16 protein-coding genes are annotated in these 22,111 nt (G+C 69.4%); 13 read left to right on the top strand and 3 right to left on the bottom strand.

Features of this window, described 5'->3' with window-relative positions; translation table 11 throughout:
* Positions 1 to 295: 295 nt before the first annotated feature.
* Together rnr and HCC78_RS15445 are read right to left on the bottom strand one after the other, a co-directional pair.
* Complete coding sequence (gene rnr, locus HCC78_RS15450; protein WP_172329689.1) at positions 296 to 2,584, bottom strand: ribonuclease R; 2,289 nt, start codon at positions 2,582 to 2,584, stop codon at positions 296 to 298.
* 101 nt (positions 2,585 to 2,685) lie between these two features.
* Entirely contained in the window at positions 2,686 to 3,534 is an 849-nt protein-coding gene (locus HCC78_RS15445; protein ID WP_172329688.1) for a class I SAM-dependent methyltransferase, read from the bottom strand.
* A gap of 266 nt (positions 3,535 to 3,800) precedes the next feature.
* Between HCC78_RS15445 and HCC78_RS15440 the strand changes: the two genes are divergently transcribed.
* From HCC78_RS15440 to argE, 13 genes are all read left to right on the top strand, one after another.
* On the top strand, positions 3,801 to 5,390 hold the full coding sequence (locus tag HCC78_RS15440; RefSeq protein ID WP_172329687.1) for a GMC family oxidoreductase: 1,590 nt from the start codon (positions 3,801 to 3,803) through the stop codon (positions 5,388 to 5,390).
* A gap of 99 nt (positions 5,391 to 5,489) precedes the next feature.
* Entirely contained in the window at positions 5,490 to 6,764 is a 1,275-nt protein-coding gene (locus HCC78_RS15435) for an NAD(P)/FAD-dependent oxidoreductase (protein ID WP_172329686.1), read from the top strand.
* 21 nt (positions 6,765 to 6,785) lie between these two features.
* Complete coding sequence (locus HCC78_RS15430; protein WP_172329685.1) at positions 6,786 to 7,199, top strand: Rid family hydrolase; 414 nt, start codon at positions 6,786 to 6,788, stop codon at positions 7,197 to 7,199.
* A 14-nt stretch (positions 7,200 to 7,213) separates the two neighbouring features.
* Entirely contained in the window at positions 7,214 to 7,888 is a 675-nt protein-coding gene (locus tag HCC78_RS15425) for a DUF1028 domain-containing protein (RefSeq protein WP_172329684.1), read from the top strand.
* The gene (locus HCC78_RS15420) at positions 7,888 to 9,369 is read left to right on the top strand and encodes an aldehyde dehydrogenase (RefSeq protein ID WP_172329683.1); all 1,482 of its coding nucleotides are present in this window, start codon (positions 7,888 to 7,890) and stop codon (positions 9,367 to 9,369) included. Before HCC78_RS15425 ends, HCC78_RS15420 begins: the two co-directional genes overlap by 1 nt.
* A 76-nt stretch (positions 9,370 to 9,445) precedes the next feature.
* Positions 9,446 to 10,384 carry a LysR substrate-binding domain-containing protein gene (locus HCC78_RS15415; protein WP_172329682.1) on the top strand — a complete coding sequence of 313 codons (939 nt, stop codon included), beginning with the start codon at positions 9,446 to 9,448 and terminating at the stop codon, positions 10,382 to 10,384.
* A gap of 436 nt (positions 10,385 to 10,820) precedes the next feature.
* Positions 10,821 to 12,884: an FAD-dependent oxidoreductase gene (locus HCC78_RS15410; RefSeq protein WP_371743843.1), complete on the top strand. Its 2,064-nt coding sequence runs from the start codon at positions 10,821 to 10,823 to the stop codon at positions 12,882 to 12,884.
* 42 nt (positions 12,885 to 12,926) lie between these two features.
* Entirely contained in the window at positions 12,927 to 14,000 is a 1,074-nt protein-coding gene (locus HCC78_RS15405; protein WP_172329680.1) for an ABC transporter ATP-binding protein, read from the top strand.
* On the top strand, positions 13,997 to 14,887 hold the full coding sequence (locus tag HCC78_RS15400; protein WP_216671176.1) for an ABC transporter permease: 891 nt from the start codon (positions 13,997 to 13,999) through the stop codon (positions 14,885 to 14,887). The genes HCC78_RS15405 and HCC78_RS15400 overlap by 4 nt, the downstream gene beginning before the upstream one ends.
* A complete protein-coding gene (locus HCC78_RS15395; protein ID WP_172329679.1) occupies positions 14,884 to 15,690 on the top strand; it encodes an ABC transporter permease in 807 nt (268 codons plus the stop codon). The genes HCC78_RS15400 and HCC78_RS15395 overlap by 4 nt, the downstream gene beginning before the upstream one ends.
* A 35-nt stretch (positions 15,691 to 15,725) precedes the next feature.
* Positions 15,726 to 16,739, top strand: coding sequence for an extracellular solute-binding protein (locus HCC78_RS15390; protein ID WP_253949189.1), 1,014 nt, complete (start codon positions 15,726 to 15,728; stop codon positions 16,737 to 16,739).
* Positions 16,740 to 16,795: 56 nt separating this feature from the next.
* Positions 16,796 to 18,409 (top strand): amidohydrolase, encoded by a 1,614-nt coding sequence (locus HCC78_RS15385; RefSeq protein ID WP_172329678.1) that lies wholly within the window; start codon positions 16,796 to 16,798, stop codon positions 18,407 to 18,409.
* Entirely contained in the window at positions 18,406 to 19,497 is a 1,092-nt protein-coding gene (argE, locus tag HCC78_RS15380; protein ID WP_172329677.1) for an acetylornithine deacetylase, read from the top strand. The genes HCC78_RS15385 and argE overlap by 4 nt, the downstream gene beginning before the upstream one ends.
* 114 nt (positions 19,498 to 19,611) lie before the next feature.
* On the opposite strand, the gene HCC78_RS15375 is transcribed toward argE, so the two are convergent.
* On the bottom strand, positions 19,612 to 21,957 hold the full coding sequence (locus tag HCC78_RS15375) for a Tex family protein (protein WP_172329676.1): 2,346 nt from the start codon (positions 21,955 to 21,957) through the stop codon (positions 19,612 to 19,614).
* Positions 21,958 to 22,111: the final 154 nt, after the last annotated feature.

Raw genomic sequence — 22,111 nt, 5'->3', positions numbered from 1 at the left:
CTGGCAGTCCGGTCCGTGCAGACGCCCGGACCGCGCTGCGATTCAGGCACCGCTTGGGGAAGGCTGGGCACAACCAGCGACGCGGACCCGATGCGCGCGGCCGGCGCCCAGTCCGTGCCGGGGCCGCGCAAGGACGGCGGAGAGGACCGCCAGGCCCTGCGTCTCCGCAGCGAGAGCGGAGGCAGGCACGCGCCCTGCCGTCGGCCCCGGACGTGCGTCCACCTCCGCGGCGACCGGCAGGCCCGCAATCCGGCTGCAGGATGTCCTGCGCTCGCGCAGGCAGCAGCGCGCCGCGCTACTTGCGGCGGCTGCGCGTCACCTTGCGGCCGGTCCCGCCGGCAGGAGCGCGGGCACCGGGCTTGCGCTTCGGTCCCTTGCCCTTCGGCGCCTTGCGGCCATAGGGCGGCGCCCGGCGCGCGCCGGTGCGGGTCACTTCCTCGCCCTCGACCTCCAGAAGTTCCAGAAGCACGCCGCCCGTCACCGGCTCGGTCTCCTGCAGCTTCACAAGGGCGCGCTGGCCGGTGGTGAAGACCCGCCCCGACTCGGCGCCCATCAGCGTCTGGGTCGCAGCGTCATGGTGGAAGAACTCGTGCCCCAGCGTCCGCACCGGCACCAGCCCGTCCGCGCCGCTCTCGTCGAGCTTCACGAAGAGCCCGAACTTGGCCACGCCCGCGATCCGCCCGGTCATCTCGGCGCCCAGCCGCTCCGACAGGAAGGCGGCAAGATAGCGGTCGGTCGTGTCGCGCTCGGCCGCCATGGAGCGGCGCTCGGTATCCGAGATGTGCTGCGCGGTCTTTTCCAGCACTTCCTCTTCTTCCGGCGTCATGCCGTCGCCGCCCCAGCCGTGCGCCGCGATCAGGGCGCGGTGGACGACAAGGTCGGCATAGCGCCGGATCGGCGAGGTGAAATGCGCGTAGGCCCGCAGCGCCAGGCCGAAATGGCCGAGGTTGACCGGGCTGTAATAGGCCTGCGTCATGGAACGCAGCGTGGTCAGGTTGATCAGCTCGGCCTGGTCGGTCCCCGCCGCCTGCTTCAAGAGCCGGTTGAGATGCGCGGTCTTCAGCACCTGCCCCTTGGCCAGCACCAGCCCGGAGGCCGTCGCGGTCTCGCGCAGCGCCTCCAGCTTGTCGGGATCGGGTTCCTCGTGGATGCGGAACAGCAGCGGCCGCCGCTTGGCGATCAGGGTCTCGGCCGCGCAGACATTGGCCATGACCATGAATTCCTCGATCAGCCGGTGCGCGTCCAGCCGGTCGCGGAAGGCCACTGAAGTCACCTTGCCCTCCTCGGAAAGCTGGATGCGCCGCTCGGGCAGGTCCAGCTCCAGAGGCTGCCGCCGGTCGCGCGCCTTGGCGCAGGCGGCATAGGCGGCGAAAAGCGGCTTGATCACCGTCTCGGCCAGCATCTCGGCCTGGTCGGAGGACGGCTCGCCATTCGCGACGGCCTGCGCCTGCTCGTAGGTCAGCGAAGCGGCGGAGCGCATCAGCGCGCGGTGGAAGGAATGCCCGCGCTTGTTGCCCTCGGCATCAAAGACCATGCGCAGCGCGATGACCGGACGCGCCACGCCCTCGTGCAGCGAGCACAGGTCGCCGGACAGCCGGTCGGGCAGCATCGGCACGACGCGATCGGGGAAATAGGTGGAGTTCCCGCGCTTCCTCGCCTCGCGGTCGAGCTGCGAGCCGGGACGGACATAGGCGGCAACATCGGCGATGGCGACCCAGACGATGTGCCCGCCCGGGTTGCCTGCATCCTCGTCCGGCGCGGCGTAGACGGCGTCGTCATGGTCGCGCGCATCGGCCGGGTCGATCGTCACCAGCGGCAGGTCGCGCAGATCCTCGCGGCCCGACAGCCCGACGGGCTTGGACTTGTCCGCCTCCTCGATCACCGCATCGGGGAAATCGTCCGGGATGCCGTGCTGGTGGATGGCGATCAGCGACACCGCCTTGGGCTGGCTGGGATCGCCCAGCCGGGTGATCACCCGCGCGGCGGGCAGGCCCATGCGGACGCGCGGCCCGGACTGTTCCGCCTCGACCAGCTCGCCGTCCTTCGCGCCATGGCTCGCCCCCGGTGGCACGCGCCATTCGCGGTCGGACTTCTTGTCGATCGGCACGATCCGGCCGCCCTCGGCGGTCTTGCGGTAGAGCCCGAGGATGCGGTGCGGGTTGTGGCCGATGCGGCGCACCAGCCGCGCGGTATAGGCGTAGTCTTCCTCGCCATCGGCCTTGGTGACCCGCGCCAGGATGCGCTCGCCCGGCGCCAGCGCCGGATCGTTGAGGCGCGGCCGGATCAGCACGCGCGGCTCCGGGCCCTCGCCCTGCCATTCCAGCGGACGGCCGAAGAGGTCGCCGTCGATGTCGGGCTCCTCCACCAGCAGGATGGACACGGGCGGCAGGCGCTCGGGGTCGCGGTAGCTCTTGCGGCGCTTCTCCAGGTGGCCCTCGGCTTCGAGGTCCTTGAGGATGGCCTTCAGCCCGATCCGTTCGGCGCCCTTCAGGCCGAAGGCCTTGGCGATGTCACGTTTGGAACTGAGCGCGGGGTTGTCGGAGATCCATGCGAGGACCTCTTCCTTCGTCGGAATTCGGGTCATGGATTCGCGCATATCACGGCCCCGGGACGGCGTCACGGGGAAGCGCGAGCCCCGGCGCCTGCGGTGCGCGCAAGCCCGTCATGCGGCGGTTTCCGCGGCAGTCAGTCCGCCCGGGCCGAGAACAGGTTGACCTCGGCGGGGATCACCAGCCCGCCGGGGCCGTCCCATTGCGAGAAGGCCACCGCGATGCTGCCGAGAATCGCGTCCAGATCCTCTTCGGTTCCCTCCTTCTCGCGCATCATGCTGCCGACGGGGCCGATATAGGGCATCATCGCCAGGACCGCCTCTATCCCGCCGGGATGCGGCAGGACGGCTTCGACGGCATGCCCCTCCGGATCGGCGAAACCGGCCTCGGCCAGCAGCCCGGAGACCCGGCCGATGTCGCGGAAGGCGGTCGGCCCCGGCGCGTCCGGATCAGCGGGCGCGGGCGCGCCCAGCCGCGCGGCGGCGGCAGCGCGGGGCACCTGGAACCACGGGTTGCGGCCGGGCGCGGACCAGGCGGCAAAGACGAAATGCGCGCCCGGCGCCAGATGGCGGCGGATATTGGCGAAGGCCGCCGCCGGATCGGCGAAGAACATCACCCCGAAGCGCGAGATCGCCAGGTCGTAGGGGCCGCCCAGATCGGCATCCTGCGCATCGGCCAGCACGAAGCGGACATTCTCCGTCCCTTCCGCCGCCGCACGCTGCCGCGCCCGGTCGAGGAGAACGGCGGAAATGTCCGCGCCGGTCACCTGCCCCTCCGGCCCGACCGCCTGTGCCGCGGCGAAGGCAGAGGCCCCGGCGCCGCAGCCGATGTCGAGCACCTTCATGCCCGGCCACGCCTGCGCCTCGGTGAGCAGCAGCGAGGTGACCTCGGCATGCAGCAGGTCCAGATCGGGCTGGTATTCGACCCAGCGCTGGCCCGGCCCCTTGTTCCAGAAGGCTTCCTGGGCGTCGTTTGCATGCGTCATGGCTGATCTCCCTCGGCGCGACGCTAGCCGCGGCGCCGCACCGGGTCGAGGCCCGAAAGATCATTTTTCCGCTGCCTCAAGGGCAGGCAGGCGTGCCGAAATTTTCCGCCGTCCGCCGCGGCCCGGCCCGGACCGCGCCGCCTGCCCCAGCAAATGAAGGATGCCGCGCAGCGTTCGGTTTTTCCGATCCCCTGCGGAGCGAAAACCTTCTGGCCGCGCCCGGCCGCTTGCGTCTGGCTTTGCGCGGATTTCGACCGGAGGCCCAGATGGCGGCAGAGACTTACGACTACATCATCATCGGCGCGGGCTCGGCGGGCTGCGTGATCGCCAACCGGCTGTCGGCCGGATCGGCCACGGTCTGCGTGATCGAGGGCGGCGGCAGCGACGCGGCGCCCAACGTGCAGGTGCCCGCGGGGATCCTGTCGCTCTACGGCAACCCGAAATACGATTATTCCTACGTCGGCACGCCGCAGCCCGAGCTGAACGGCCGCCGCATCCCGGTGAACCGCGGCAAGGCGCTCGGCGGGTCCTCGACGATCAATTCGATGGTGTTCATCCGCGGCGCCTGCTCGGATTACGACGAATGGGCGGAGCTGGGCTGCGACGGCTGGGCCTGGGACGACGTGCTGCCGGTGTTCAAGTCGCTGGAGCGGAACATGATCGGCCAGTCGCCGGACTGGCACGGCACGGGGGGCGAAGTTCATGTCGACCGCGCCCGCGACCCGAACCCGGTCTCGTCGATGTTCGTGAAGGCCGGCCGCGCCGTCGGGCTGGCGGAGAAGACCGATTTCAACGACGGCTCGCAGGAAGGGCTGGGGATCTACAACGTGACCCAGAAGGACGGCAAGCGCTGGTCCTCCTACCGCGCCTTCCTGAAGCCGGTGGAGGACCGCCAGAACCTGACGGTGATCTCCGGCACAGAGACGCGGCGGCTGGTGGTCGAGGGCAAGCGGGTCACCGGCGTGGTCGTTTCCGGCCCCGAAGGAGAGCGGGAGATCCGCGCCGCGAAGGAGGTGATCCTTTCGGGCGGCGCGATCGGCTCGCCGACGCTCCTGATGCGCTCGGGCATCGGACCCGCCGAGATGCTCAAGGCAGCCGGGGTCGAGGTCGTTCATGACCTGCCGGGCGTCGGCCGGAACCTGCGCGACCATGTCGACGGCATGATCACCGTGCGCTCCGACTCGATCATGACGCTGGGGCTGTCGGTCGGCAACCTGCCCTCGATGATCGCCGCGCCCTTCCAGTGGCTCGCCGCCAGGAAGGGCATGCTGAGCACCAACTATGTCGAGGCCGGCGGCTTCGCGCGGACGAAATACGCAGGGGCGGAGCCCGACATCCAGTTCCACTTCGTCCCCGGCTACCGCAGCCATCGCGGGCGGCTCGTCGAATACGGCCATGGCTATGCCATCCATACCTGCGTGCTCAGGCCGAAATCCGTGGGCGAGATCCGGCTGGCTCCGGATGGCGCCGCCGAGATCGACCACCGCTTCTTCTCCGCGCCGGAAGATGCCGCCACGCTGGTCGAGGGGATCAAGATCGCGCGCAAGATCTTTGCCGACCCGGTCTTCGAGGCGATCCGCGGCCCCGAGATGCTGCCCGGCCCGGACGTGCGGACCGACGACGAGATCCTCGCCTATCTGCGCGCCGAGGCGCTGACCGTCTACCACCCCGTGGGCACCTGCAAGATGGGCACCGATCCGATGGCGGTGATCGATCCGAAGGAGATGAAGGTCAGCGGCATCGACGGCCTGCGCATCGCCGACAGCTCGGTCATGCCGACGCTGATCGGCGGCAACACCAACGTGCCCAGCATGATGATCGGCGAGCGCTGCGCCCGCGCGATCCTCGCAGCTTAGGACAGGGCTAAGCAAGGATGACAGAGGTTTTGCTTTTCCCGAAGCTCCCGCTCGGGCAGCAGGGACGCCAACAGGAACTCCCCGGAAAAGGACAGGAACATGCCGGTTGAGAAGACAGACGTGCTGGTGGTCGGCGCCGGACAGGCCGGCATCGCGATGAGCGAGCATCTGGGCCGGATGGGCGTGTCCCACCTGGTGCTGGAGCGCGCCCGCATCGCCGAGCGCTGGCGCTCGGAGCGCTGGGACTCGCTGGTCGCCAACGGCCCGGCCTGGCATGACCGTTTCCCGGGGCTGGAATTCGAGGGCCGCTCGCCCGATGCTTTCATCGCCAAGGACGAGATCGCCGACTATTTCGAGCGCTACGCCGCCAAGCTGGGCGCGCCGGTGCGCTGCGGCGTCGAGGTCGGCAAGGTCACCCGGCTGGAGGGCCGCCCGGGCTTCCGCGTCGAGACCTCCGAGGGCGTGATCGAGGCCGGGAATGTCGTCGCCGCCACGGGCCCCTTCCAGAAGCCGGTGATCCCCGCCATCGTCCCGGAAGAAGCCGGCATCGTGCAGATGCACTCCACCGGCTACCGCAACCCGGGCCAACTGCCCGAGGGCGCGGTCCTGGTCGTGGGCGCCGGCGCCTCGGGCGCGCAGATCGCTCAGGAACTGATGGAGATGGGCCGCAAGGTCTTCCTCGCCGTCGGCCCGCATGACCGCCCGCCGCGGCGCTACCGCGACCGGGACTTCGTCTGGTGGCTGGGCGTGCTGAACAAGTGGGACATGGAGACCACGCCGGGCGCGGAGCATGTCACCTTCGCGGTTTCCGGCGCCCATGGCGGCCAGACCGTCGATTTCCGCCGCCTGGCGAACGAGGGCATGACGCTGCTGGGCAAGGCCGACCGCTACGACAACGGCAGGCTCAGCTTCACCGCCGATCTCGCCGAGAGCCTGGCCCATGGCGACCGCAACTACCTGGCAGTGCTGAAGGAGGCCGACGACTTCGTCGCCCGCAACGGGCTCGACCTGCCGGAGGAACCCGAGGCGCACCGCATCCTGCCCGACCCGGACTGCGTCGCCAACCCGATCCTGTCGCTGGAACTGGCGGCCGAGAACATCACGTCGATCATCTGGGCCACCGGCTTCACCCAGGATTACTCCTGGCTGCCCGAGGGTGCGCATGACGATAGCGGCCGCCCCCGCCATTCCCGCGGCGTTTCGGTGACCGAGCCCGGCATCTACTTCCTCGGCCTGCCCTGGCAGACCCGCCGCGGATCGTCCTTCATCTGGGGCGTCTGGCACGATGCCGCGGCGATCGCCGATCACATCGCCAAGCAGCGCGCCTATCTTGCCCATGAACCGGCGCATGCGCCGGAAACCGAAACCGCCTGAGACACGACCCGGAGACCCAAAGTGGCCCATACCCGCATCCGTCCGTTCAACACCAAGGACACCTATCCCGAGCAGAAGCTCGACAACGACCTCGCCCAGGCGGTGGTGGCGCGCGGCACCACGATCTTCCTGCGCGGCCAGTGCCCGCAGGATCTGGATACCGCCGAGAACATTGCCAGCAACGATCCGGTCGAGCAGACCCACAAGGTGATGCAGAACATCCGCCAGCTGGTCGAGGAATCCGGCGGCAAGATGGAGCATGTCTGCAAGCTGGTCGTCTATCTCACCGACGTGCGCCACCGCGAGGCCGTCTACCGCACCATGGGCGAGTACATCAAAGGCGTGCACCCGGTCTGCACCGGGCTCGTCGTCGTGGCGCTGGCGCGTCCGGAATGGCTGGTGGAGATCGACGCCACCGCCGTGATCCCGGACTGAGCGAAAGGCAGGGCATGACTTTTTCCATCGTGGCGCGCTGCGCCGAGACAGGGCAGTTCGGAGTGGCGATCTCGTCTTCCTCCCCCGCCGTCGCCGCGCGCTGCGCCTTCGCCCGCGCGGGCGTGGGTGCTGCCGCCTCGCAGAACGTGACCAACCCCGCGCTCGGGCCCTTCATGCTCGACCGGCTGGCCGAGGGCATGACGGCCGAGGCCGCAGTCACGCTGGCGGCGGAGAAGGACGCCTTCCCGGACTACCGCCAGCTTCTCGCCGTGGACGTCAACGGCGGGACGCATATCCATTCGGGCGGCAATGCGCTCGGCATATGGACCGCCGCGGAAGGCACCGACTGCGCCGCAGGCGGCAACCTTCTTGCCAATGACGGCGTGCCAGCCGCCATGGTCGCCGCCTTCGAGGCGGCGCCGGGCGCGCTCGGCGACCGGCTGATCGCGGCGATGCAGGCCGGGCTTGCGGCCGGCGGCGAGGCCGGGCCGGTGCATTCGGCGGGCATGCTGGTCGTGGACAAGCAGGCCTGGCCCTATGCGGAACTGCGTGCCGACTGGACAGAGGATTGTCCCGTCGCGGCAATTGCCGCTGCGTGGGAGGTCTACAAGCCCCAGGCGGACGCCTATGTGACCCGCGCCCTGAACCCGACGGACGCGCCCTCCTACGGCGTGCCGGGAGACGAATGATGCAGAGCCACGCCCATTACCAGGCCGCTGCTGAGGCGATCCAATTCCGCACCGGCATCTGGATCGACGGCGCCTTCCGCCCCGCTGCCGACGGCGGCACCTTCACGAGCGTGAACCCCGCCACCGGCGAGGTTCTGGCCCGGGTCGCCCGCGGCGGTGCCGCGGATATCGACCTCGCGGTGAAATCCGCCCGCGCCGCCTTCGAGGACGGCCGCTGGTCCCGGAAGACGCCCGGAGAGCGCAAGGAGGTGATCCTCAAGCTCGCCCAGCTCATCCGCGAGAACCTCGAAGAGCTTGCGCTGACCGACACGCTCGACATGGGGAAGCCCATCTCCGAGACGGTGAATGTCGACGTGCCGGGCTCCGCCCATTTCTTCCAGTGGCACGCGGAAGCCATCGACAAGCTCTATGACGAAGTGGCCCCCACCGGCGGGCGCGACATCGCCCTGATCCGCCGCGTGCCGCTCGGCGTGATCGGCGCCGTGGTGCCGTGGAACTTCCCGCTCGACATGGCGACCTGGAAGCTGGCCCCGGCGCTGGCCGCGGGCAACTCCGTCGTGCTGAAGCCCGCCGAGCAGTCGCCGCTGTCCGCGCTGCGGCTGGCAGAGCTGGCGAAGGAGGCGGGACTGCCCGACGGCGTGCTGAACGTCGTTCCGGGCTTCGGCGAGGATGCCGGCCAGGCGCTGGGACGGCACATGGATGTCGACTGCCTCGTCTTCACCGGCTCCACCCAGGTCGGCAAGCTCTTCCAGCGCTATGCCGGCGAGAGCAACATGAAGCAGGTGTGGCTGGAAACCGGCGGCAAGAGCCCGAACCTGGTCTTCGCCGATGCCGATCTGGACAAGGCCGCCGAGATGGCCGCCTTCGGCATCTTCTTCAACCAGGGCGAGGTCTGCTCGGCCAACTCCCGCCTTCTGGTGCATGAAAGCATCGCCGAGGAGATGATCGCGCGGCTGAAGGAGAAGGCCGAGTCGATCCGCCAGGGAGATCCGCTCGATCCGGAAACGCAGATGGGCGCCATGGTCGACGCGCATCATGCCGCCCGCGTGGCCGATTTCCTGAGAAAGGGCCGCGCCTCCGCGCGCCTCGTCACCGGCGGCGACCGCGTGACCGTCGGGGGCTCGGACGCCTTCATCCAGCCGACGATCTTCGCCGACGTGCCGCGCGACGCGGAAATCGCGAAGGACGAGATCTTCGGCCCGGTCCTGTCGGTGCAGACCTTCGCGACGGATGAAGAGGCGGTGGAGATCGCCAATGACACCGTCTACGGCCTGGCCGCCTCGGTCTGGACCCGCGATCTGAGCCGCGCGATGGAGGTCTCCGACCGGCTCTGCGCCGGGACGGTTTCGGTCAACACGGTGGATGCGCTCTCGGCGATGACGCCCTTCGGGGGGATGAAGCAGTCGGGCTTCGGCCGCGACCTGTCGATCCATTCCTTCGACAAATATAGCGCGCTCAAGACCGTATGGATCAAGTATTGACGCAGCCCCATTGACCCCGTCCCGTGCCGTGCCGACATTGGATTCCGGTTTTGAACGGTGCGGGACGGGGGACGGTATGGCGCTGCGCTTCACCCTCAGACAGCTGGAATATTTCGTCGCCGTCGGCGAATGCGGCTCGATCGCGCTCGCCGCGGAGAAGGTGAACGTCTCCTCGCCCTCGATCTCGGCCGCCATCTCGCAGCTCGAGGCCGAGTTCGGTCTGCAGCTTTTCGTCCGCCGCCATGCCCAGGGCCTGTCGCTGACCCAGGGCGGGCTGCGCTTCCTCGACCATGCCCGCGACGTGCTCGACCGGGCGCGGCGGCTCAACGACCTGTCGAACGACATCACCGGCCAGGTGCGCGGCCCGCTCAACGTCGGCTGCCTCGGCACGTTCGCGCAGATCGTGCTGCCGCAGGTGCGCCGCGGCTTCGTCGACCGCTATCCCGAGGTGGTCTTCCGCCAGTTCGAGCGCGACCAGTCGGAACTGTTCGACGGGCTGCGCTCGGCCAAGCTCGACCTGGCCGTGACCTATGACCTCGACATCCCGAACGACCTGGACTTCGTGCCGCTGGTGTCGCTGCCGCCCTATGTGCTGCTGCCCGAGGACCATGCGCTGGCGCATCTCGACGCGATCACGCCCGAGATGCTGGCCGGGTTCCCGATGGTGCTGCTCGACCTGCCGCTGAGCGCCGAATACTTCCTGTCCTTCTTCCGCGAGGCCGGGGTCGCCCCGGACATTGCCGAGCGGACCCGCGACATGGCGGTGATGCGCTCGCTCGTCGCCAACGGCTTCGGCTATTCGATCGCCAACATCCGCCCGGTGACCGACCTGGCCCCCGATGGCGGGCGGCTGCGCTTCGTGCCGCTGACCGGTCCGGTGCGGCCGATGACGCTGGGCCTGCTGGTCCCGCAGGGCGCGCAGGCCGCGCTGACGGTGCGCGCCTTCATCGAGCATTGCCAGGCCGAAATCACGCCGACCCGCACGCCGGGCATCCACATGCCCGACGCGCCCTGACCGGGCAGCGCGCCGCAGCCCGCAGGTCTCGGCACCTCGGACCGCCCGATTTCCATCCCCCATCCCGATAGGTCGCCGCCTGCCCGCCCGGCGCAGGCGGCCCTGCGGGCGCGGGCCAAGGCGCGGCGGGAAGGCTCTGCCTCTGCGCGCTTGCAGGGCGGCCGGTTTCGCGCGCCGCAGACCCGCCGTTCCAGGGCCGTTTCCGGATATCCGCATTGCCGGATCCCTCCCCGGTTTCGGGGCGGGAACCCAGCCCTGCGCGGGGTTGATCCGATAATGTATAGACTAAATAATTCGCAGGATGCCTGATAAGGCAGCACCTGCGCTGAAACACATGGCGATTAGGCCATGCCTAATGCGGGCTTCCGCAAGCCGTAATTTACGTTCGCCGGAGATTCACGCTTTCCTGCCGCCGACACGGAGAGAGGACCCAAGCGTGCCCCCCAAGCCCTATGACATCCTGTTCGAGCCGGTGAAAATCGGCCCGCTGACTGCCAAGAACCGCTTCTACCAGGTGCCGCATTGCAACGGCGGGGGCTACCGCGACCCCTCGGCTGCCGCGGCGATGCGCGGGATCAAGGCCGAGGGCGGCTGGGGCGTGATCTTCACCGAACAGACCGAGATGCACCACACCTCGGAAATCACCCCGTTCATCGAGCTGCGGCTCTGGGACGACCGCGACATCCCGGCGCTGAACCGCATGTCGGACGCGATGAAGACCCACGGCGCGCTGGCAGGCATCCAGCTGGCCTATTCCGGCATCAACGGCCCGAACCTCTACACCAAGGAGGTGCCGCTGGCGCCCAGCGCCCTGCCGATCCGCACCTTCACCAACGATCCGGTGCAGGCGCGCGCGCTCGACAAGTCCGACATCCGCGACCTGCGCCGCTGGTTCGTCAACGCCGCGAAGCGCTCGAAGCTGGCCGGGTTCGACCTCCTGTGCCTCTACGGCGCACATGGCTTCGGCATCTTCCAGCATTTCCTCAGCCGCGCCACCAACCAGCGCTCGGACGAGTACGGCGGCAGCCTCGAGAACCGCGCGCGCTTCGTCAACGAAGTGGTGGGCGACATCCGCGACGCGGTCGGCGACACGATGGCGATCACCCTGCGCGTCAGCCTCGACGAGACCGTGGGCGAGCTGGGCTTCTCCAATGCCGAGGTCCGCGAATTCATCGAGATGAATGCCGACCTGCCCGATCTCTGGGACCTGGCGCAGGGCACCTGGGAGGACTGCTCGGGCCCCTCGCGCTTCAAGGAAGAGGCCGCGCAGGAGGTCCTGGTCAAGGGCATCCGCGAGCTGACCTCGAAGCCGGTTGTCGGCGTCGGCCGCTTCACCTCGCCCGACGTCATGGCGCGGCTGGTGCGGCAGGGCACGCTGGATTTCATCGGCTGCGCGCGGCCGTCCATCGCCGACCCGTTCCTGCCGAAGAAGGTGGAAGAGGGCCGGATCGAGGACATCCGCGAATGCATCGGCTGCAACATCTGCGTCACCGGCGACATGACCATGTCGATCAGCCGCTGCACCCAGAACCCGACCTTCATGGAGGAATGGCGCAAGGGCTGGCATCCGGAGAAGATGAACGCGAAGGGCGGCAGCTCCAACGTGCTGGTCGTGGGCTCCGGCCCGGCCGGGCTGGAAGCCGCCCGCGCGCTTTCCATGCGCGGCTATGACGTCGCGCTGGCCGAGGCCGGGACCGAGCTTGGCGGCCGCGTCGCCAGGGAGCGCCTGCTGCCGGGCCTGTCGGCCTGGGGCCGCGTCGCCGATTACCGCTCCTACCAGCTGAGCCAGCGCCCGAATGTCGAGACCTATTTCGACAGCCCGCTGAGCGCGGACGAGATCCTGGAGTTCGGCTTCGAGAATGTCTGCCTCGCCACCGGCGCCAGGTGGCGCGCCGACGGCGTGTCGCGCCAGCATGTCGTGCCGCTGCCGATCGCGCCGGGCATGGCGGTGCTGACCCCCGACGACCTGATGGAGGGCCGCCTGCCCTCGGGCAAGGTCGTGGTCTTCGACGACGACCACTACTACATGGGCGGCGTCCTCGCCGAGCTCTGCGCGCAGAAGGGCTGCGACGTCACGCTTGTCACCCCCTCCGCCTACGTGTCCGACTGGACGCTGAACACGCTGGAACAGGCGGCGATCCACTGCCGCCTCGTCGAGGCCGGGGTCAAGATCGTGCTGAACGCCGGCATCGCCTCGATCCGCGCGGACGGGGTGGAGACCTGCTGCAGCTACACCGATGCGCGCGGCGCCATCGGCTGCGACGCGGTGGTGATGGTCGCCTCCCGCACCGGCCAGGACGAGGTCTACCGGGCGCTGAAAGCGCGCCAGGCCGACTGGCAGGACGCGGGCATCAGGTCGGTGAAGCTGATCGGCGATGCCGAGGCACCAGGTCCCATTGCCTGGGCCACCTATGCCGGGCACCGCTATGCCCGGGAACTCGACGGCGAACCGATCGGCGACGCGCTGCCATTCCGGCGCGAAATCACCGAACTGGCGTAACGATTGCCCGCGGCAAGGCGGGACAGGAACAGGGAAACACGCATGGCGCGCGGCAAGGCGGTCGAGGTCTACAACGTCTCGAAAAGTTTCGGCACCTACCAGGCGCTGGACGAGGTCAGCTTCACCATCCACGAGAACGAGTTCTTCACGCTGCTGGGTCCCTCCGGCTGCGGCAAGACCACGCTCCTGCGGATGATCGCCGGGTTCGAAAGCCCCTCGGAGGGCGCAATCCTGCTCTCCGGGCAGGAAATCGAGACCCTGCCGCCGCACAAGCGGCGGGTGAACACCGTGTTCCAGAGCTATGCCCTGTTCCCGCACATGACGCTGGCGCAGAACATCGCCTTCGGGCTGGAGAACCTGGGCTGGGACCGCAAGCGGCGCGAGGCCCGCGTGGCCGAGATGCTGGAGCTGGTGCACATGGCGCCCTTTGCCGCGCGCCGTCCCGCCCAGCTGTCTGGCGGCCAGCGGCAGCGGATCGCGCTGGCCCGCGCGCTGGCGCCGGAGCCGAAGGTGCTGCTGCTCGACGAGCCGCTCTCGGCGCTCGACCTGAAGCTGCGACAGGCGATGCGCGACGAATTGAGGAGCCTGCAGAAGAAGACCGGCATCACCTTCATCTTCGTCACCCATGACCAGGAGGAGGCGCTCGACATGTCCGACCGCATCTGCGTCCTGGGCAACGGACGGATCCAGCAGATCGGCAGCCCGTCGGAAATCTACGAAGACCCCGCGAACCGCTTCGTCGCGGATTTCATCGGCGAGACCAATTTCATCGAAACCGAGGTGCTCTCGGTCCAGGGCGAGATGGCCCGCGTCCGGACGCCCTTCGGGCTGGAGATCACCGCCCGGCAGAAGGGCCTGACCGGCCCCGGCCCGGCCACCCTGTCGCTGCGCCCCGAGAAGATCGGCATGGAGGCGCAGGCCGACGGCTGGATGCTGGAAGGCACAGTGTCGGGCCGCAACTACATGGGCGGCTACACCCATTACACCGTCGATGTCTCGGGACAGAGCCTGCGCGTCTCGCGCCGCAACTCGCTGTCCCATGCCGACAGCTACGCGCCCGGCCAGCCGGTGACCATCGGCTTCCGCGAGGACAGCGCAAGGGTGCTGGCGCGATGAACATGAAGGCGCTGAAGACCTTCCGCTTCTGGGGCCTCGCGCCGACATGGCTGCTGATGGGGCTGACCCTGATCATTCCCATCGGCATCGTGGCGGGCGTCAGCCTCGGCGACCGCGGCCCCTATGGCGGCTTCGACTGGGCGCTGAACTTCTCCAGCTACCGCGAAATCCTGTTCACCATGGGCTGGACGGACGAGCTGGAATTCGATCCCAAGTACCTGGCCATCATCGGCCGCACCCTGGCCTACGGCCTGGCCACCACGGCGATCTGCATGGCGCTCTCCGTGCCGGTCGCCTACGTGATCGCCAATGCCCGCGAGAACTGGAAGCCGCTGCTGGTCTATCTCGTCACCCTGCCCTTCTGGGTGTCGATGATCGTCCGCGTCTATGCCTGGCTGATCATCCTCGGCAACGAGGGCCTGGCCGAAAAGGCGTGGAAGCTCCTCGGCGGCGGCGATGTCGACACGTTCCTCTTCACCCCCGGCGCGATGCTGACCGGCATGGTCTACAGCTACATCCCGCTGATGGTGCTGCCCGTCTATGCCGCCATCGAGAAGCTCGACCCGGCGCTGCTGGAGGCGTCGCACGACCTCTACGGCAACCGCTGGACCACGCTGCGGCGGGTGATCCTGCCGCTGACCTGGCCGGGGCTTTCGGCCGGCGCGATCCTGGTCTTCGTCCCCGCCATCGGCACCGTGCTCGAACCCATGCTGCTCGGCGGCGGCAAGCAGATGATGATGGGCACGCTGATCCAGACCCAGTTCGGCGGCGGCCGCAACTGGCCCTTCGGCGCCGCCGTCGCCATGGTGCTGATGGCGCTCGTCGTCATCGTCCTGATCCTGAATGCCCGCCGCGCGGCATCGGCCGGCAAGGAGGCCGCCGCATGAGCGACCATGCCCACGACATCCGCCGCTATCCCGGCGCGCGGCTGCTGACCGTCGTCTTCTTCCTCTGGCTCTACCTGCCCATCGCGGTGGTGATCGGCTTCTCGTTCAACCAGAACCGCCTGGTCTCGGTCTGGACCGGCTTCTCCACCGAATGGTACGCGGCCGCCCTTGCCAACACCGCGCTGATGGACGCGCTGCAGGTCTCGCTGACCGTCGCGGTCATCGCGACCACCGGCGCCACGCTGATCGCGCTCGCCGCCGCCATGGTGCTGAGCCGCGCGCCGGCGAAAGGCGTCTACCGGCTCTCCGAGGTGGTGGTGAACCTGCCGCTGATGCTGCCCGAGATCGTCGTCGCCGTCGCCGTGCTGATCCTTTTCTCGCAGCTCGGCATCGCCAACGGCATGCTGAAGCTGACGCTGGCGCACATGGCCTTCTGCACGCCCTTCGCCTTCCTGCCGATCCGCGCCCGCCTGCAGGGGATGAGCCGGGACTTCGAGGAGGCCGCGCAGGATCTCTACGCCCCGCCCTTCACCGCCTTCCGGCGGGTGACGCTGCCGCTGATCGCGCCGGGGGTCTTCGCGGGCGCCATGCTGGCCTTCGTCATGTCGATGGACGACTTCATCACCTCGAACATGCTGAACTCGGGCGGCACCACCACCCTGCCCGTCTACATCTTCGCCTTGATCAAGCGCGGCACCACGCCCGAGCTGAACGCCATCTCGACGCTCTTGATCCTGGCCTCGCTGGTCATCGCCACCATCGCGCTGCTGGCCAGCGCGCGGGCCATGCGGCGCGACATCTGATCCATAACCACAAACGATCCAACAGGAGACCTCCCATGAAAAAGACCCTGCTGACCGGCACCGCGATGCTCTGCCTCGCCGCCCCGGCCTTCGCGGACGAGCTGAACATCTATTACTGGTCCGACTCCATCGCCCCCGAGCTGATCGAGAAGTTCGAGGCCGAGACCGGCGCCACGGTCAACCTCGACGGCTTCAATTCGAACGAGGATGCGCTGACCAAGCTGCAGGCAGGCGCCTCGGGCTACGACATCGTCACGCCCTCCCAGCACTTCGTGAAGATCATGATCGACGAGGGCCTGCTGGAAGACATCGACGCCAAGGACCTGGCCGCCTACGGCGCCGTCGACGAACGCTGGAAGGGCCAGTGGTGGGACCCCGAGAACGACTACTCGATCCCGATGGCCTACGGCACCGCCGGCTTCGCCGTGAACCGCGACCTCTATGACGGCCCGGTGGACAGCTGGTCGGTCTATTTCGAGCCGCCGGAATCCCTGCAGGGCAAGATCGCCTCGCTGTCCTACCCCGACGAGGTCGTCGGCGCGGCCGAGCTGTACCTGGGCGTGCCCTTCTGCTCGGAGGACAAGTCCGAGATGAAGAAGGTCTATGACCTGCTGATGGCGCAGAAGCCCTTCGTCGCCGCCTATTCGTCGGACAACATCGAGAACCGCCTGGGCTCGGGCGAGGTCGCGGCGCATTTCTGGTGGGACGGCAACGTGCTGCGCACCCGCGATGCCGGCGCGAACCTGGAATACGCCATGCCGAAGGAAGGCCTGGTCGGCTGGCTCGACAGCTATGTCGTGCCGAAGGGGGCGGCGAATGTCGAACTGGCGAAGAAGTTCATCGAGTTCATGTCGACCGAAGAGAACGCCACGATCCAGTACAACTACTACGCCCATTCGGCACCGGTGAAGATCGACGAATCACAGGCGAAATACACGCCCGAGAACGCGCCCGAGCTGTTCCCGACCGTGCCGGTCCAGTTCTCCAAGGCCTGCTCGCCCGCCGCCCAGGACCTGGTGACCAAGGTCTGGACCGACCTGCTGCAGTAATCTGGCCCGGCTCCGCCCCCGCCCCGGGGCGGAGCCTCGACCTTCCGGAAGACCCCATGCCCCCCCTTCACATCACCGGCGCCACCGATCCGCTCACCGGCGCGGAGATCTCCGTCGCCATGGAGGACGGGCTGATCGTCCCGGCCCCCGTCCCCGGCTCGCGCGCAATCGACGGGCGCGGCCTGTTCCTGCTGCCCGGGCTGATCGACAGCCATCTGCACCTGCTGACCGGCGGCGTGGCGCTCGGCCAGCTGAACCTGCTGGACGTGAAGGGCGAGGACGCCTTCCGCGCCGCCCTGGCCACCCACGCGCAGGGGCGCGATGCCGATCCGGTGCTCTGCTGCTGGTCGGCGAATTACGACATTTTCGGCCCAGGCACCCGCCCGGACCGCCACCGCCTCGACCGCATCTGTCCGGACCGGCCCTTGCTGATGACCTCGGTCGACTGGCACTGCGCCTGGGCCAATACCGCCGCCCTGCGCCTCGCCGGGCTGACGGAGGCCGTGCCGGAGGTTCCCGGCGCGATCCTCGGCGCCGACGGGCTGCCCAATGGCGAGCTGCAGGAATTCGAGGCGATGGGGCTGGTGCAGCGCCATGCCGCCAGCGGCGGCCGCGAGGGGCTGGGCCTGATCGGCCGCGAGCCCCCGGCAGCCGATGCCGCCGCCCGCTCCCATGACCGCGCCGCGCTTGCGGCCGCGATGGCGGAATGCGCCCGCTTCGGCATCACCTCGGTCGCGATGATGGATGGCAGCCTCTATCTGGCCGACCTGCTGGCGGAGATGGCCGCGGCCGGAGACCTGCCGGTCCGCGTTTCGCTGCCGATGACCGTCGCGCCGGATCACGGCGACGCCCGCGTCGCGGAACTGATCGACGCCGCCTGCCGCACGCCCGTGGGCCGGCTCAGCTTCGGCCGGATCAAGATGTTCATGGACGGCGTCTTCGACACCTGGACCGCGTTCCGGACCGACGACTATCCCGGCCGCCCCGGCTTCCGCTCGGAACCGCTTTTCCCGCCCGGACGCTTCGCGGAGATCTGCATCGCGGCGGATGCCCGCGGCCTGCAGCTGCAGACCCATGCGGTCGGCGACGGCGCGGTGCGCGCGGTGCTCGACGGCTACGAGGCGGCACAGCGCGCCAACGGCCGCCGCGACTCCCGCCACCGGGTCGAGCATATCGACATGCTGCATTCCGGTGACCTGCCACGCCTGCGCAGCCTCGGCGTCACCGCGTCGATGCAGCCCGTGCACCCGCCGGGGTCGAGCGGGCTGCCGCTGGAACCGACCGTCTCGATCATGGGACGCGACCGCTGGGGCGACACCTTCCCCTGGGCGGCGATCTCTGCTTCGGGCGTGCCGCTCGCCTTCGGCACCGACTGGCCGACAGCGCCGCTCTCGCCCTTCAACGCAATCCATTCCGCCCTCGCCCGCGAACCCTGGGCCGACGGCGTGCCCGACCAGCGCCTGCCGCTGGCAGACGTGCTGGCGGCCTATGCCGCGGGCGGCGCCCATGCGCTGCATGCCGAGGGCAGCCGCGGCCGGCTCGCTCCCGGCATGGCGGCCGACCTCGTCCTGCTCGAAGGCGATCCGGCCGGGCTGGCCGCGGGCCCGGAGGCCTGCCGCGCGGCGCTGACCGTCTGCGGCGGCGAGATCACCCATGAGGCCCTGCCATGACCGAAACCGAGCTGCTCGCCCGCCTCGTCGCTTTCCCGACGGTCACCAACGGCCCGAACCTGGAGATGATCTCCTGGGTCTCGGACTGCCTGGAGGACTGCGGCTTTGCCGTCACCCGCGTGCCGTCTTCCTGCGGCACCAAGGCCGGGCTGCTGGCACGCCTCGGCGACGGCCCGGGCGGCGTGCTGCTGTCGGCGCATAGCGACGTCGTGCCGGTGGCGGGGCAGAGCTGGACCACCGATCCCTTCGTGCTGGCCCAGCGCGGCGACCGGCTGGTGGGACGCGGCGCCACCGACATGAAGGGCTTCCTCGCCTGCGCTCTGGCGCTGGCCGGACGTCTGAAGGCGGCGCCTCCGTCGCGCCCGGTGATGATTGCGCTGAGCTGGGACGAGGAGATCGGCTGCAAGGGCATCCCGGAGATGATCGGCCGCGTGATCCCGGTGCTGGGGCGGCCCGAGCTCTGCCTCGTCGGCGAGCCGACCTCGATGCGGCTCTGCACCGGCCACAAAGGCAAGGCGAGCTACCTCGCCACCTGCCGCGGCGAGCCCGGCCATTCGGCGATGGCACCGAATTTCGCCAACGCGCTGCATCTGGCCTGCGACCTGATCGGCGCACTGAGGCGAGAGCAGGACCGGCTGATGCGCGGGGGCGCGCAGGATGCCGCCTATGACATGCCATGCTCGACCGTGCATGCCGGGAAGATGTCGGGCGGCGTGGCGCTGAACATGGTGCCGGAACTGGCCGAAGTGGCATTCGAGATCCGCCACCTCGCCGAGGAAACCGCCCCGGAGATCCTCGCGCGCATCGCAGAGGGCCTGCCCGAGGGCATCGGCATCGCGGAAACCGGCAGCTATCCGGGCCTCGCCGCCGATCCCGCCGACCCGGCCATTGCGGCTCTGGCGGCCCTGCTGCCCGATCCGCGGCCGATCAAGGTCGCCTACGGCACGGAGGCCGGGTTCTTCGCCGGGCTGGGAATCCCGACCGTGGTCTGCGGCCCGGGAACGATGAAGGACGGCCACCAGCCCGACGAGTCGATCGCCGTCTCCGAGCTGGAGGCCTGCCGCAGGCTCCTCGCCCGCCTCGCCTGACATCCCCGGAACACCGCCGGAGGGACAGGAAGGCCCGACCCGGCTGCCGTCGGGCCTTCTTTCCGCGGGCAGCCGAGTCGGGCCCGCGGCGACCATCCGCGCCGCGGCAAGGGGTCAGCGTTTCTTCTTCATCGCGTCCATCAGCGCCGCGCCGAATGCGCCCGTGCTCTCCTGCGGCTTGCCCTTCGGCCCGGCCTTGCCGCCGCGGGGTCCGCCGCCCTTGGGTCCATCGCCGCGCGGACCGCCGGACTTGCCCGGGCCGCGGGCATTGCGGTCCTCGCGCGCCGAGGCGCCCCCGTCCTTCTTCATCGACAGGCCGATGCGCTTGCGCGGAACGTCCACCTCCGTCACCGTCACCTGCACGATCTGCCCCGCCTTCACCACTTCATGCGGATCCTTGACGAAACGGTCGGCCAGCTGGCTGACATGGACCAGCCCGTCCTGGTGCACGCCGATATCGACGAAGGCACCGAAGGCCGCCACGTTGGTCACCGTCCCTTCCAGCCGCATGCCGGGCTTGAGGTCCTTGATGTCCTCCACCCCGTCCGCGAAGCTCGCGGTCTTGAAGCTGGGGCGCGGGTCGCGGCCGGGCTTCTCCAGTTCCGCCAGGATGTCCCGCACCGTCGGCAGGCCGAATTCCGCATCGACGAAATCCTGCGCGCGCAGGCCCTTCAGCGCCGCCGGATCGGCCATGATCGACCGCAGGTCGCGGCCGCAGGCGGCGACGATCTTGCGCGCCACGCCATAGGCCTCCGGATGCACGGCAGAGGCATCGAGCGGCTCGCTGCCGCCCTGGATGCGCAGGAAGCCCGCGCATTGCTCGAAGGCCTTGGGACCGAGACCGGCGACCTTCAGCAGCGCCTTGCGCGAGGCAAACGCCCCGTTGGCGTCGCGATGCGCCACGATCGCCTCGGCGAGCCGCGGACCCAGCCCGGCGACATGCGACAGCAGCGGCGCGGAGGCCGTGTTCAGGTCGACCCCGACCGCGTTCACCGCGTCCTCGACCACGGCCTCCAGCGTCTTGGCGAGCCTGCGCTGGTCCACGTCATGCTGGTACTGGCCGACGCCGATCGCCTTCGGCTCGATCTTCACCAGCTCGGCCAGCGGGTCCTGCAACCGGCGGGCAATCGACACCGCGCCGCGGAGCGACACGTCGAGCTGCGGGAATTCCTTCGCCGCCATTTCGGATGCCGAGTACACCGACGCCCCGGCCTCGGAGACCACCACCTTGGTGGGCTTCGCCAGCCGCTCGGGCAGGATGCGCAGCGTGTCGGCGACCAGCCGCTCGGTCTCGCGGCTCGCCGTGCCGTTGCCGATGGCAATGAGCTGCACGCCATGGCGGCTGACCAGGTCGAGGATCGCGGTCTGCGCGCCGCGCACGTCGTTCTTCGGCTGGAACGGGTAGATCGTGGCGGTGTCCAGCAGCTTGCCGGTCGCGTCGACCACGGCGGCCTTGACGCCGGTGCGGATCCCCGGATCGAGGCCCAGGACCGCCTTCGGGCCGGCAGGCGCCGCCAGAAGCAGGTCCTTGAGGTTGCGCGCGAAAACCTGGATCGCCTCGTCATGGGCGCGGGTCCGCACCTCGCCGAGCAGGTCCATGTACATCGACAGGCCGAGCTTCACCCGCCAGGTCCAGCCTGCCGCCTTCTGCAGCCACTTGTCGCCGGGCGCATCGCCCCGGATGCCGATTTCGGCGGCGATGATGCCGGTGGCGCGGTCGGCACCGGTCTCGGGATCGGGCGCGATGGACAGCGTCACCACCTCTTCGGCGGCGGCGCGCAGGATCGCCAGCGCGCGGTGCGAGGGGATGTCCTTCCACTTCTCGCGGTGGTCGAAATAGTCGGAGAACTTGGCCCCCTCGGCCTCCTTGCCCGGCACCACCGCCGCCGAGATGTCGGCCTCGGCCCGCATGAAGTCGCGCAGCCGGCCCAGCAGGTTGGCATTCTCGGACAGCTCCTCGACGATGATGTCGCGGGCGCCGTTCAGCGCTTCCTTGGTGCCCGGCACCGCCTCGGTGATGTAGCCCGCGGCCAGCGCCTCGGGATCGGCGCCGCGGTTGCCGCGGATCGCCTCCAGCAGCGGCTCCAGCCCGTTTTCGCGCGCGATCATCGCCTTGGTGCGGCGCTTGGGCTTGTAGGGCAGGTAGATGTCCTCGAGCGCGGCCTTGGTCTCGGCGCCAGCCACGGCACGGGCCAGATCCGGCGTCAGCTTGCCCTGCCCGTCGATGGAGCTGAGGATCGTCGCGCGGCGGGCCTCCAGTTCGCGGAGGTAGTCGAGCCGTTCCGACAGGGTGCGCAGCTGGGTGTCGTCGAGCCCGCCGGTGACTTCCTTGCGGTAGCGGGCGACGAAGGGCACGGTCGCGCCGCCGTCGAGCAGCTCCACCGCCGCCGCGACCTGCTTCGGCGTGGCGCTGATTTCCGAGGCAATGGAGCGGGCGATGCGGTCGGCGGTCTGGTCCAAGGCGGATCCTCCTGTTGCGGGAGGCCAGTCTTAGCCCCGCGCCGTCCCGCCGCCAAGGGCCGCCGGGCGGCACCGTGCCGATATCCGCCCGGCCAGCCCTGATCCGTCCGGCCAGCCCTGCGCCCGGCGGTGCCAACGCAGCGACAGGTCCGGC

This window comes from Mangrovicoccus sp. HB161399 (assembly GCF_013184745.1).
In the GTDB taxonomy this organism is placed as follows: domain Bacteria; phylum Pseudomonadota; class Alphaproteobacteria; order Rhodobacterales; family Rhodobacteraceae; genus Mangrovicoccus.
This window is presented reverse-complemented; position numbering and strand designations above follow the sequence as displayed.

Excerpts from the sequence above, each read along its gene's own strand:
- HCC78_RS15395 (WP_172329679.1), top strand. The coding sequence starts at position 14,884 with ATGAGCGACCATGCCCACGACATCCGCCGCTATCCCGGCGCGCGGCTG.
- HCC78_RS15390 (WP_253949189.1), top strand. The coding sequence starts at position 15,726 with ATGAAAAAGACCCTGCTGACCGGCACCGCGATGCTCTGCCTCGCCGCC.
- HCC78_RS15425 (WP_172329684.1), top strand. The coding sequence starts at position 7,214 with ATGACTTTTTCCATCGTGGCGCGCTGCGCCGAGACAGGGCAGTTCGGA.
- rnr (WP_172329689.1), bottom strand. The coding sequence starts at position 2,584 with ATGACCCGAATTCCGACGAAGGAAGAGGTCCTCGCATGGATCTCCGAC.
- argE (WP_172329677.1), top strand. The coding sequence starts at position 18,406 with ATGACCGAAACCGAGCTGCTCGCCCGCCTCGTCGCTTTCCCGACGGTC.
- HCC78_RS15435 (WP_172329686.1), top strand. The coding sequence starts at position 5,490 with ATGCCGGTTGAGAAGACAGACGTGCTGGTGGTCGGCGCCGGACAGGCC.
- HCC78_RS15440 (WP_172329687.1), top strand. The coding sequence starts at position 3,801 with ATGGCGGCAGAGACTTACGACTACATCATCATCGGCGCGGGCTCGGCG.
- HCC78_RS15385 (WP_172329678.1), top strand. The coding sequence starts at position 16,796 with ATGCCCCCCCTTCACATCACCGGCGCCACCGATCCGCTCACCGGCGCG.
- HCC78_RS15445 (WP_172329688.1), bottom strand. The coding sequence starts at position 3,534 with ATGACGCATGCAAACGACGCCCAGGAAGCCTTCTGGAACAAGGGGCCG.
- HCC78_RS15420 (WP_172329683.1), top strand. The coding sequence starts at position 7,888 with ATGCAGAGCCACGCCCATTACCAGGCCGCTGCTGAGGCGATCCAATTC.
- HCC78_RS15415 (WP_172329682.1), top strand. The coding sequence starts at position 9,446 with ATGGCGCTGCGCTTCACCCTCAGACAGCTGGAATATTTCGTCGCCGTC.
- HCC78_RS15405 (WP_172329680.1), top strand. The coding sequence starts at position 12,927 with ATGGCGCGCGGCAAGGCGGTCGAGGTCTACAACGTCTCGAAAAGTTTC.
- HCC78_RS15400 (WP_216671176.1), top strand. The coding sequence starts at position 13,997 with ATGAACATGAAGGCGCTGAAGACCTTCCGCTTCTGGGGCCTCGCGCCG.